The following is a 12,652-nucleotide window of genomic DNA, read 5'->3' as shown; positions in this document are numbered from 1 at the left end:
TAGTGAATTTTTATTTTTGATTAATTCGATGCACCTATTAATGTACCTAAAAAACTTTTTGCATGAAAATTACCCTAAATTTGGGCGAACATTGAATTGAAGTTTTTAGGATGTTGGTGAAACCGAATATGCCCTTTACGATTCAGTTTTACACGTCCTTGGAAAGGTGGGGTAATGTAGCCCCAGTTCCCTACGCGAGAAAAGTACAGCACATAGTCAATCTTATCCTTTGGCCATTGGGCATCCACTTCAGTATTTTCATCATTGGTTTGCAGTGACTTTACCTGGATACGATAAAACTGTCTGCCATCTGAAATAAGTAAATCCGTTTTACTGCCATGATCGGTAAGAGGCATAAAGACTTCCCAGCCATCAGCCTGCAGCCAAGATGCGGCTAGAGTTTCATAGGATACACTTTTAAAAAATTGAGCGGTTTTTGGGGCGGTTTCGATCTGTTTGATAGGCATAGTTATGATCCTGAGTTAATGCCCCCGTAGGCTCATGGCTGCTCAAACGGTGGCGAAAGCCCCTTATGGGGGTCTTTCAATCAGGATTCACAACTACTTCTAATGGATGTAGTCCATGGCAAAGCGGCCAAGCTTGGATTTCGGGCTCAACCCATACTCTCCATAAATGCCAATTCAGTATCACACTGGTGAATCGCGTGCTAATTTACGGTCTAAACATAAACTTGAATATTGAGACTGTCAATATGGCGGTTGTTCCGAGGAAGCCGTGCTAAGTCTGCATCTTCTGTTGTTTTTTGATGGTTGCACAAAATGCGTTTATCCGCGCCAACCTACGTGTGTTTGATTGATTTTAAATATCTATCCCATTGTCTTAAATCAAATAACTCAGGTTCACTGCTACCTGAATCAGTTTCTTTGTGCGAGAATCAAAACATATTCCAACCCATGGATGATAGTGGAAGCCTACTAATGCAAAAAGCCTTGTTAACTGAAGCCGATATCGTCTCCAAGTTCATTTTACCAGCCATCAAGCAAGCAGGATGGAACGATATGACACAAATCCGTCAAGAGGTAAAACTTCGAGATGGTAAAGTGATTGTTCGTGGTCAGGTTGCAGCAAGGCGAAAAGTAAAATCAGCCGACATAGTGCTTTATCACAAGCCATCCATGCCACTGGCTGTCATAGAGGCCAAGGCCAACAAGCATGAAATTGGCAAGGGAATGCAACAAGGGCTGGATTATGCCGCCTTACTGGAAGTGCCATTTATATTTGCGTCAAACGGAGATGGTTTTGTTTTTCACGATAAAACCAATCCTCTAGCACTCGAAACCACTATCACCCTCGAAGATTTCCCCACACCGGCGCAGCTGTGGGACAAGTACTGCACTTGGAAGGGATACAAGGCAGAGCATTTGCCGGTTATCACACAGGATTATTATCCTGACAGCAACGGTAAGGCGCCGCGCTATTATCAGCTTCAAGCCATCAATAAAACCGTTGAGGCTGTTGCAGCAGGGCTGGACAGAGTGCTTTTAGTTATGGCAACTGGCACAGGGAAAACATACACAGCCTTTCAAATCATCTGGCGCTTGTGGAAGTCCCGCGCTAAAAAACGCATCCTGTTTCTTGCCGACCGCAACATCCTAGTCGATCAAACTAAAACCAATGATTTTCAACCCTTTGGTACGTCCATGACCAAGGTTACTGGCAGAACTGTAGACCCAGCCTACGAAATACATCTCGCGCTTTATCAGGCGCTAACAGGCCCAGAAGAAAGCCAAAAAGCGTATAAACAAGTTGCGCCAGATTTCTTCGATCTTATTGTTGTTGATGAGTGTCACCGCGGCAGTGCCGCCGAAGACAGTGCCTGGCGTGAAATACTCGAATATTTCTCCGCTGCGACTCAAATTGGCCTTACTGCTACCCCCAAAGAAACCGATGAAGTCTCCAACACCGAATACTTTGGTGATCCTGTGTATACCTATTCACTCAAGCAGGGCATTGAGGACGGGTTCCTTGCGCCATACAAGGTGATCCGCGTCGATATTGATGTGGACGTTCAGGGATGGCGCCCAAACAAAGGCCAATTGGATAAAGCTGGGCACGAAATCGAAGACCGTATCTACAACCAAAAGGACATGGACCGCACTCTGGTCATTGATGAGCGTACTGAACTGGTGGCCAAAACGATTACTCAGTATTTGCAGCGCACCGACCCCATGGCCAAAACCATAGTGTTCTGTAATGACATCGATCATGCGGAACGCATGCGCCGCGCCTTGGTAAACCTCAATCCTAAGCAAGTGGCCAAAAACGATAAATACATCATGAAGATCACCGGTGATGATGAAATCGGCAAAGGCCAATTGGATAACTTCATCAATCCCAAAAAAGCCTATCCGGTCATTGCCACTACCTCAGAGCTGATGACCACCGGCGTCGATGCCAAAACTTGTAAGCTGGTGGTGCTCGACCAATCCATCCAGTCAATGACCAAGTTCAAGCAAATCATCGGCCGTGGCACCCGCATTGACGACAGATACAACAAATTGTGGTTCACCATTCTCGATTTCAAAAAGGCTACTGAACTCTTTGCCGACGAGCGCTTCGATGGTACCCCCGAGCGGGTTAAGCAGGTCAAGCCAGAGGACTTCGACACCGAAGAAGGTTTAAACAACATCTCTGAAGACGATGTTGATGCAACCAGTGACGATCCGACCTCAATCTTTGATGGTGAGGATATCGATCCTGGCTCGATTCAGGAGCCGCCATCCAGCTATCAGATGGGGGCAGGCAATAACAAGCAGGGCAATGATAGTGATTGGGAAAGCGAAGATAAAGTCCGCAAATTCCATGTTAATGGCGTGGCCGTAAAAGCGCTGGCGGAGCGGGTACAGTATTACGACACTGACGGCAAACTGGTTACCGAGTCATTTAAAGATTACACCCGTAAAACCCTATCTAAACAGTTTGCCTCTATGGACGAGTTTATCAAGCGCTGGCATGGCGCCGAGCGTAAGCAGGCCGTCATAGAAGAACTGGCAACTCTGGGGATCGTCTGGGAGTTCTTGGAGCAAGAGGTCGGCAAAGAAATGGACCCCTTCGACCTTATTTGCCATGTGGTGTATGACCAACCGCCACTCACCCGCCGCGAGCGTGCCGAGCAGGTGAAAAAGCGCAACTATTTCACCAAATACTCAGATACCGCCCAGCAAGTGCTCCAAAGCCTACTTGATAAGTATGCCGACGCCGGAGTACAGGAGATTGAAAACCGTCAGGTATTGAAGGTCGCCCCCTTTACTGAGTTGGGACGCCCTATGGAAATTGTGAAAAAGAGCTTTGGGGATGTCGCTGATTACGAGCAGGCTATCAGCGAACTTGAGGCCGCTATCTATCAATCGGTGGGGTAGTTTAACTGCCTATGTGATTGACTTTTCTGCCCTGACATCAAGCTCAACAGAAATTTGCCTCATGACCTCGGTCATTTCATCACTTAAGCAGGTGTGAGGTACATAGCGGCTTTTAATGTACCCAAGTTGCAATGCCTCAAAGCCTGGCTGCTCAGCCAGTATCTCAAGGTATTGATCCAGAATCTCTTCAGGTGTCGTCTTGCGGCTCAGATGCTTTTTTATTTTTTCTGCAAACTTGCGATCTTCATCGGCATCACTTACGCCCAAATCGCCACAGTCATCTATATAAAGCGCTTCGTAAACCAGCCCAGCAAAATTCGGAATACTCAGCCCTAACTTGCTCAATAGCTCTTTAATTTGCTTTTGTTTTTGTGCTGTCCCCATTTGTCCCCGCTCCCTGTGCGATTCTGTGCCTGTCTTAGCGAAGACACCCATTTAACTCATTAAAGGAATTGATTATGTCCAACAATAAAACCCCAATGACACCCGCAGCCGCTGCTCGTATTCAGTCTGGTACCGCCAAGCAGAATGGTGGCCAAGTTCCCAAAGGTTCTTTCGCTGCCCGCGCCCAAAGCGGAGCAGCAAAAAACCAAAATGCCGGTAAATAAGGAGACAGTGATGACTAAATCGCCTGCTTATGCGCCAGCAAAGCCTCAGCCAAACCCCAATTACCCAAGCAAGACGGGTAATCCATCCGGCCCTGGACGTGGTAACACGCCCAAAAAATAATCTGAACCCATAAAACAAAGGCCTGCACATGATGTAGGCCTTTTTACTCTTTAGATTAACTGCAGTTGTGGGCATTTAGCCGAAGTGCGGCCTTAAAATTGTCGATATTTTTTTGTGCCTCGCGATAGCTAAATTGTTTTTGAGTTTCTTTCATCGCGCATAAACACACCTTACGTTTATCCTGATATCTGCTGGTGGAAATCAGGTTATTACTGCCATTAACGCAGCTGTCCAAAAAGGCATATTCCACATCCAACGGATAACGATCGGCATTGTCGTGCAATAGGTGGTCTTTGCCCGTATGAACACCAAAAACTACGCCAACAACAAGGGTCCCGGTAGCAATCCATTTGCGCTTTGAAAATTTATAGCCTTTATAGTCCTTCTCACACTTTTTACAGCGGATATGTTCTGCATACTCTATTTCGTTATCGTGTCGGCAATGGGGGCATTCGATTATCATTCTGGCTCACTCTCGTCCCTGTATATGAGTTGTTGCGCGCATTTAAGCACAAAGTCTTATTCCTTGAATAGGCTTTGTTACCTTAAGCGAAGGTTTTTGTGACATATGCTATTAACTATTTGCTACAAGGCGATTTTTTATTCACGCCATCCAATTATATTGCTCGTAAATATCCCCTCAATTCGTGTACTGACGCCACTAATTTGCTACTATCCCAAGCATTTTCCGGTATTCAGGTATTTCTCTCATGTCCATCAGTTCCGTTATTAAGTCTATCCAAGACATCATGCGCAAAGATGCCGGTGTCGATGGCGATGCCCAGCGCCTTGGTCAGCTGTCGTGGCTACTGTTTCTTAAAATATTTGATGCACAGGAACAGGAGCTGGAGTTCGAGCAGGACGATTACAAGAGTCCCATTCCCAGTGAATACCTCTGGCGCAACTGGGCCGAAGACAAAGAAGGCATCACCGGCGATGAGCTGTTGGAGTTCGTCAACAACGCGCTGTTCGTGGACCTTAAAAACCTCACAGCCCCCAAAGACACCAATCCCCGTGGCTATGTGGTCAAAGAGGCGTTCAGCGATGCCTTCAACTACATGAAAAACGGCACTCTGCTGCGTCAGGTCATCAACAAACTCAACGAGGTTGATTTTACCGACTCCAGTGAGCGCCACCTGTTTGGCGATATCTACGAACAAATCCTGCGCGACCTGCAAAGCGCCGGTAATGCCGGTGAGTTTTATACCCCCCGCGCCGTCACCAAGTTTATGGTTAATCGCATCAATCCCCAGTTAGGTGAAAAGGTGCTGGACCCTGCCTGCGGCACCGGCGGCTTTTTGGCCTGCGCGGTCGAGCATTTAAAAGCACAGGTCAGCACCGCCGCCCAACATCAACAGCTGCAGCAGCAAATCCACGGGGTTGAGAAAAAGCAGCTGCCGCACCTCTTGTGTACCACCAACATGCTGCTGCACGGCATCGAAGTGCCGGTGCAAATCAAACACGGCAATACCCTAAGCCAGCCGCTGTCCAGCTGGGATAACGATGTCGATGTCATCATCACCAACCCGCCCTTTGGCGGCACCGAAGAAGACGGTATCGAAAAAAACTTCCCGGCCGACATGCAAACCCGTGAAACCGCCGATCTGTTCCTGCAGCTCATCATCGAAGTGCTTAAAGATGGCAGCGCCAGCAATGGCAAGGGCGGCCGCGCCGCCGTGGTGCTGCCCGATGGCACCCTGTTTGGCGAAGGCGTTAAAACCAAAATCAAAAAGCTGCTCATCGAAGAGTGCAACCTGCACACCATAGTGCGCCTGCCAAACGGCGTGTTTGCCCCCTACACCGGCATTAAGACCAATATCCTCTTTTTCACCAAGGGCCAACCCACCAAAGACGTCTGGTTCTACGAACACCCCTATCCGGCTGGGGTGAAGAACTACAGCAAAACCAAGCCGATGAAGTTTGAAGAGTTCGAAGCCGAGATTGCCTGGTGGGGCGATGAGGCGGACGGCTTTGCCGCTCGCGTAGAGAACGAGCACGCCTGGAAGGTCAGCATCGATACCATCATCGAGCGGGGCTTTAACCTCGATATCAAAAACCCCCATGTCGGTGAGCAGATAAGCCATGACCCCGACGAGCTGCTGGCGCGCTATGCCAAAGAGCAGAGCGAAATCCAGGCCCTGCGTGACCAGCTTAAAGACATTCTTGGCAAAGCGCTCAGCTCTGGCACTCAAGGAGAGTTCAACTGATGTCAGTCGAGAAGCTTATTACGGCAAGCGCCATGGATGGCGTGAATGTCGATCATGCAGGAGCAATTATCGACCACATTGATCTCTGGACTGTAGCAGTGCGCCCCAAAAGCAGTGCCGGGCGCGGTAGCAATAGCAAGCTGGAACTCACCGGTATTAAAAAGCTGCGTGAGCTGATCCTGGAGCTGGCCGTGCGCGGCAAACTGGTGCCGCAAGACCCCAGCGATGAACCCGCCTTCGTGCTGCTGGAACGGATTGCTGCCGAAAAGGCACTGCTGGTGAAAGAGAAGAAAATTAAAAAGTCTAAAGCCTTGCCGGAAATAGGTGAGGAAGAGAAGCTGTTTGAATTACCCGATGGGTGGGAGTGGGCAAGGTTAAATGACCTTGGGGATTGGGGGGCGGGAGCGACTCCGACTAGAAGCAATTCAGATTTTTACGGCGGGAATATTCCATGGTTTAAATCTGGAGAGTTGACATCGGATTATATATTTAAGTCTGAAGAGTCCGTGACTGAATTAGCTCTTAGCAAGTCATCACTACGTTATAATGATGTGGGTGATGTGCTGGTAGCCATGTATGGCGCAACAATTGGTAAAACAGCTATTCTTGGTGTTAAGGCTACAACTAACCAAGCTGTTTGTGCCTGTACAACATTTGATGGTTTTTTAAATTTATATCTGCTTCAACTGTTAAAAGCATATCGACCCAGGCTGATTGGTATGGGGGCTGGTGGAGCTCAACCGAATATATCAAAAGATAAATTAATAGCGACTATTGTGGCTCTCCCCCCATTTAATGAGCAGAAACGTATTGTTTCTAAAATTGATGAGCTTATGGCCCTCTGCGACCAGCTGGAGCAGCGCAGCGAATCGCAGTTGGCGGCCCATCAGACGCTGGTAGAGACCCTGCTGGCGACCCTGACCGACAGCACCGACGCCGACGAACTGGCACAAAACTGGGCGCGGCTAAGGACTCACTTCGATACCCTCTTTACCAGCGAGGCCAGCATCGACACTTTGAAACAGACCATCCTGCAACTTGCGGTGATGGGCAAGCTGGTGCCGCAAGACCCGAGCGATGAACCCGCCGCAGTCCTGCTGGCGCGCATCGCTGCCGAAAAAGCCCAGCTGGTCAAAGAGAAGAAAATCAAAAAAGAGAAACCGCTGCCTGCTATTAGTGAAGACGATAAACCATTTTTGATACCAGAAGGCTGGGTGTTTGCACGATTACAAAATGTGATAGATGTCAGGGATGGAACTCATGATTCCCCTAAAGATGCTGTTGGGGAGAACACATATCCATTGATTACAAGTAAAGACTTCAAAAATGGTCTGGTTGACTTTGAAAATGCTAGGTACATTTCAGAAGAGGACCATGTTGAAATATCTAAGCGTTCACTTGTTGAAAAGTACGACATTCTTTTCTCAATGATTGGTGGGAATATTGGTAACCAAGTGATGGTTATGAGTCAAAGACCATTTAGCGTTAAGAACGTGGCATTGTTTAAGTACTTCAGTAAGGAATGCACATTACCTGAATATGTGTTCTTATACACTCAGCATTTAGCGAATGACCTTCAAGAACAAGCTGTTGGGGGGGCTCAGCCATTTATATCGTTAGGAGCACTCCGAAGTCTGATTTTTCCCTTACCACCAGTATCTGAACAGCACAAGATTGCCGCTAAAGTTGATGAACTGATGGCTATCTGCGATCAGCTCAAATCCCGCCTGCAAACCAACCAGCAGACCGAGCTTGCGCTGGCCGAGTCGCTAGTGGAAGGAGCCCTTGCCTGATGTCCTACGCTCGCCCCTGGCTTAGCTATCAACAGCAACTGGATCAGCTGATTGGGCGCGGTATCACGGTCACAGACCGGGATGCCGCACTGAGCTATCTGGAGCGGATCGGCTATTACCGTTTAAGCGGCTACTGGTACCCATTTCGCCGCTTTGAGCCCGCTGCTGAGGGGGAAAGCAAACGGGAGACCCGGGCGACCGACCAGTTTTGCCAAGGTACCCATCTGCTGGATGCGGTGGAGCTCTATCTGTTCGACAAGAAGCTGCGCCTGCTGGTAGTGGATGCGCTGGAGCGGATCGAGGTGGCCTTGCGGGTCGATCTTGCCTATCTCCTTGGCAAGCGAAATACCTTTGCTCACCTCGATCGCAGCTACTTCCACCCCAGCTTTATTCGCCAGCAAGCATACAAGGGCAGTAGGCTGACCCGTTTTGAGGCGTGGATGGAGAAGTACCAAGGGCTGGTGACACGCTCCAAAGAGGATTTTGTACGCCACTATCATCAGCGCCATGGCGATAAGCTGCCCATTTGGGTGGCGGTGGAGGTATTTGATTTTGGCGCCATCTCGCAGTTGATCGGCATGATGAAGGTATCGGATCAGCAGCATATCGCCAGCAAATACGGTCTGGACTGGCAGGTGTTTGCCAGCTGGATCTACGGCCTCAGTTACCTGCGCAATATCTGCGCCCATCATAGCCGCCTCTGGAACCGCAACGTGACGACGCAGGTGAAGTTGCCCAAGCCAAGAGAGGTGCAATGGTGCGATTTCCTGGCAAAAGATGATGAGCGGCTGGCCAAGCCATTCGTGTTGCTGGCGATCACGCGGCATCTACTCAAGGTGATTTGCCCGAATACCCAGTGGCATCTGCGCCTGCGGGATCATCTGCTGACGTTCCCCACACAAAAGTCGGTGCGCAAGCTGGGGTTGGCAAATATGGGGTACATAGAGAACTGGCAGGAGTGGTGGTAATGCCGTCGGTGGTAAAAATCATCTAATAAAAACCCCAGCGTAAGTTGCAAAGCAACCAAGAGGCCGGGGTCGTGTTGGTGCAAAGAGTAGTCCGTCATACGGACTTTTGTCAACAAGTTTTACTTGCGGGACCGTAACTGTCACTGCCGTTACCTACGGTCTTTTTGTACGCAAACGTAGTTATATTGCTCAATATATTCAATTGGTTATTTTGAATTAGGTTACTAAAATTAAAAGGACTTAAGGGGTAAGTTGATGAGCATTTACAACATTTCCAACAAGAAACTCCAGCCGCTTGTGCAGACGACCTTTGCTGCAGAGGGGCTACAAGAACGCTATGACTTACAGGAAGCGCTGAAGCATAGCATTGATGCGATTGCACCGGATTGCCTGATAATTTCTGATGAATTTTCGGACTGGGAAGACAGCCGTCGGCGCATTGATTTGTTGGCGATAGACAGAAATGCTAACTTGGTGGTGATAGAGCTGAAGCGGGATGACACTGGCGCACATATGGAACTACAGGCGCTGCGTTATGCCGCCATGATAGCCAACATGACCTTTGATAAAGCCTGTGAGTACTTTGAGGCTTATATCGAGCAGGAAAGGTTGGACATTGATGCGCGCAAAACCTTGTTGGATTTTGCCGATTTGGATGAAAGCCGCCTCGATGACTTTGGTACCGATGTGCGTATCGTGCTGGTGTCTGCTGATTTCGGCAAAGAGTTGACGACTTCGGTGCTGTGGCTTCGCGACAAAGGTCTTGATATCAGCTGTGTGCGGCTGACGCCATTTAAGTATCAAGGAGATGTGCTCATTAACTCCGAGCAAATTATTCCTGTACCGGAAGCTGAGGCTTATCAAATTAAGTTCCGTGAAAAGCGGGCTGAAGAGAAAAAGAGCCAATCAGGCGGGCGGGATTACTCCCAATTCAGATACAAAGGCGAGACCTATAACAAGCGTAACCTCGCCCTTGTGTTGTTGACGGATTGGATAGAAATGAACTGTCCAGCAAACTTGGCAGCGCTGCTGTCAGTATTTGATCGAACTATCCACCGTAGTGGGGTTGCCATCTTATGGGATGACATTAAAGAGTCGAGGATGAAACGTTATCACTCCCGTGATGATGCAACAATCCTGCTTCGCTCTGGTGAGTGCATCGCGATTTCGAATCAATGGAGTATTGGAGGCATCACTCGGCTGATTAACAAAATGGCCGAATTTGGAATTGTGACAGAAAAAGTTAATCAGTGAGCGCTAGAGCGAATTAGGAGAGAGAACTCTTTATTTGGGGAACTCGTGGGTTAACCTTGTGCAAGGATGGCAAAAATGAAATTCGGTGTACCCTTCGGAAAGGATGAAACTACCGGCGACTGGAAGGATGTCGCCGAGGTTGAGCGCGGCCTTGCCTGCGGCTGTATTTGCCCTTCTTGTGGTTTGCGCTTATCTGCACGCCATGGTGATGAGCGCGAGTGGCACTTTTCTCACCATACCCGCAACATCCCCAAAGAAGAGATAGTCGATTGCGAGTACTCGTTTGAAGTGTCGCTTAGGATGATGGCCCACCAGCTGCTAAGTGATGGCGCCGGATTAACTGTGCCAGAGTACCAAATTCAAGTAACAATTCCCCTCACTTTGCAGCACCGCTTTAAGCCTGAGGTTAAGTGTGCCAAACAAATGCTGTTAACGGCCAATGATGTTAAGTTGACGGTCGATGCCGACTTTATGGGGCACAAAGTCGATGTCTTGTATGAGTTTCCTGAAGCGTTCTTAATTGTGTATTTCGTCTATCAGGGGCGCAGCTTTCCGATAGATAAGAATCTGCTGAGGCAAATGGGAGCAGGTGCGATATTGCTGGATCTGGGGGGGTTATCCCACCACTTTTATCGCGATCCTCTAGCCGAAGGGGGTGTACTTGGCACTGCCAGAGCTCAATTACTTGGCTGGCTTAACACCGGCACCATAGCCAAGTGTTGGAAGTACCATCCAAGAGAGGATGGACGTCTTGCCGAAAAGCATCGACTGATTGATGAGGCGCTGAAGGAGCAGAAATTGGCCGACAGTCTGATATCTGAGGATGTGGATTTGGGGAAACGCACTATGGCTGCAGCGGAACAATCAACCAAAGGTTCTCATATTGACCCGCGCAAACTTGTGCGCTGCACTTGTGTTTGCGGTAAGACATTCACGGGGATTAAAGGCATGGCAAATGCCTGTCCCATTTGTTGTACTCACCTCTATGTGACTCAGAAGCGTTATATCCCTTCAGGCTTTGGTGGTTAAAGAAAGTGAAGCACCATCATGACGTAAGATAGCTGTGTAAAGTGCGTGTTTTAAAGATTTTATATCTTTTTGTCTCCCAAATATCGTTAGTCACATCTTCCTGAATGGATTGGTTGTAGTCTAGTTAAGTCTATGCTCGCAAGCATCCGCGCAGGTTTGCGTTTGTTTTTCAGCGTGTTTAGATATGCGGGAGGCTATTCAATCATTGATTGCAATTAGAGATTGCTTTTCTTCAACCTGAAGGGGCTTTGAAGGGGCTTTGAAGGGGCTTTGAAGGGGCTTTGAAGGGGCTTTGAAGGGGCTTTGAAGGGGCTTTGAAGGGGCTTTGAAGGGGCTTTGAGTTTTGTTTATTGAATTGAAGAGATAACCTGTTACTCTGCCGTGCTTGACGCGAGCTTGACGCGAGCTTGACGCGAGCTTGACGCGAGCTTGACGCGAGCTTGACGCGAGCTTGACGCGAGCTTGACGCGAGCTTGACGCGAGCTTGACGCGAGCTTGACGCGAGCTTGACGTCGTACTTTACAGTGCGGATTTTATTGCTTAATTTTTTAGTTCGCATCGGGAGCAACTAAAATTTTTGGTTTGTTCTGGTCGATTTTCTTTATCTTTCCCTTTTGCGAAATAGCTTACCCGATAGATTAACTGGGCTAGTCTGCGTACATCGCTTCGTGATACCAAGTAATACAGATTTTCTGGAAAGAAAATGCTACCGCTCATTTCCTGCCAAATCTTTGTACAAATCATCGTAATATTATGAGGGTGGCGTACAGTTTGCCCATTGAGTAACAATAAAATGTGATAATGCGGTGCATTTGCTGTGGCTTGTTCTCTGACCCAGGCATAGCGCATATCGATGCCTTGGTACTTTGCATTGAGTTGTTTGTTCAAACGTCTAAAAAATACCGTCATGCGTTTGTTGCTATCAACGCTGCTGACTTGATGCAAATCGTATCGAATGGCGAGTAGCCGGTAGTGTTGCTGCTGATAGCTAATAATTAATTTGAAGAGTGAATTGAGAATGTTCAAATAACATCCTGAGCCTTTGTTATTGATTTTCCAATCCTGTCCTGCATAGTGAAAAAAGTCCGCATGGGTTATATGCATTGGTTGTTGTCCAATATTATTTCGGCAAGTGTGGTATGGGGGATAGAGATATTATTAATATCCCCGATTGTCTAACCATGTGTATTAACTTCCCGAGTGGCGTTTTCTGTGGTGTTTAGGTGTTTACTGTGTTTGTATTTTGAGGGTTAAAAACCCATCGAAATTATCGAAAACAACCGAACTCGTCC

Annotated in this window: 11 protein-coding genes; 7 read left to right on the top strand and 4 right to left on the bottom strand. The window is 48.1% G+C overall.

Going from position 1 to position 12,652, the window contains the following annotated elements:
• Window positions 1-74 precede the first annotated feature (74 nt).
• On the bottom strand, window positions 75-467 hold the full coding sequence (locus CBX96_RS01400; protein WP_109285450.1) for a group I intron-associated PD-(D/E)XK endonuclease: 393 nt from the start codon (window positions 465-467) through the stop codon (window positions 75-77).
• Window positions 468-914: 447 nt separating this feature from the next.
• Between CBX96_RS01400 and hsdR the strand changes: the two genes are divergently transcribed.
• Window positions 915-3,380 carry an EcoAI/FtnUII family type I restriction enzme subunit R gene (hsdR, locus tag CBX96_RS01395; protein ID WP_181382118.1) on the top strand — a complete coding sequence of 822 codons (2,466 nt, stop codon included), beginning with the start codon at window positions 915-917 and terminating at the stop codon, window positions 3,378-3,380.
• Window positions 3,381-3,389: 9 nt separating this feature from the next.
• On the opposite strand, the gene CBX96_RS01390 is transcribed toward hsdR, so the two are convergent.
• Entirely contained in the window at window positions 3,390-3,764 is a 375-nt protein-coding gene (locus CBX96_RS01390) for an elongation factor Ts (protein ID WP_146194323.1), read from the bottom strand.
• 74 nt (window positions 3,765-3,838) lie between these two features.
• Between CBX96_RS01390 and CBX96_RS01385 the strand changes: the two genes are divergently transcribed.
• Window positions 3,839-3,988, top strand: coding sequence for a hypothetical protein (locus CBX96_RS01385; RefSeq protein ID WP_011626831.1), 150 nt, complete (start codon window positions 3,839-3,841; stop codon window positions 3,986-3,988).
• A 176-nt stretch (window positions 3,989-4,164) separates the two neighbouring features.
• Here CBX96_RS01385 and CBX96_RS01380 read toward each other — a convergent pair whose 3' ends face one another.
• Window positions 4,165-4,572: a hypothetical protein gene (locus CBX96_RS01380; protein WP_109285447.1), complete on the bottom strand. Its 408-nt coding sequence runs from the start codon at window positions 4,570-4,572 to the stop codon at window positions 4,165-4,167.
• A 247-nt stretch (window positions 4,573-4,819) separates the two neighbouring features.
• Between CBX96_RS01380 and CBX96_RS01375 the strand changes: the two genes are divergently transcribed.
• From CBX96_RS01375 to CBX96_RS01355, 5 genes are all read left to right on the top strand, one after another.
• Complete coding sequence (locus tag CBX96_RS01375) at window positions 4,820-6,316, top strand: class I SAM-dependent DNA methyltransferase (RefSeq protein WP_109285446.1); 1,497 nt, start codon at window positions 4,820-4,822, stop codon at window positions 6,314-6,316.
• On the top strand, window positions 6,316-8,109 hold the full coding sequence (locus tag CBX96_RS01370; protein ID WP_258293868.1) for a restriction endonuclease subunit S: 1,794 nt from the start codon (window positions 6,316-6,318) through the stop codon (window positions 8,107-8,109). The genes CBX96_RS01375 and CBX96_RS01370 overlap by 1 nt, the downstream gene beginning before the upstream one ends.
• A complete protein-coding gene (locus CBX96_RS01365) occupies window positions 8,109-9,077 on the top strand; it encodes an Abi family protein (protein ID WP_109285445.1) in 969 nt (322 codons plus the stop codon). Before CBX96_RS01370 ends, CBX96_RS01365 begins: the two co-directional genes overlap by 1 nt.
• Before the next feature lie 255 nt (window positions 9,078-9,332).
• A complete protein-coding gene (locus CBX96_RS01360) occupies window positions 9,333-10,331 on the top strand; it encodes a hypothetical protein (protein ID WP_109285444.1) in 999 nt (332 codons plus the stop codon).
• 75 nt (window positions 10,332-10,406) lie between these two features.
• Window positions 10,407-11,360 carry a hypothetical protein gene (locus tag CBX96_RS01355; protein WP_109285443.1) on the top strand — a complete coding sequence of 318 codons (954 nt, stop codon included), beginning with the start codon at window positions 10,407-10,409 and terminating at the stop codon, window positions 11,358-11,360.
• A 540-nt stretch (window positions 11,361-11,900) separates the two neighbouring features.
• Here the strand turns inward: CBX96_RS01355 and CBX96_RS01350 are convergent.
• Complete coding sequence (locus CBX96_RS01350; RefSeq protein WP_109285442.1) at window positions 11,901-12,464, bottom strand: inovirus-type Gp2 protein; 564 nt, start codon at window positions 12,462-12,464, stop codon at window positions 11,901-11,903.
• Window positions 12,465-12,652 lie beyond the last annotated feature (188 nt).

It is taken from the genome of Shewanella sp. BC20 (genome assembly GCF_003129585.1).
GTDB lineage: Bacteria > Pseudomonadota > Gammaproteobacteria > Enterobacterales > Shewanellaceae > Shewanella > Shewanella seohaensis.
This window is presented reverse-complemented; position numbering and strand designations above follow the sequence as displayed.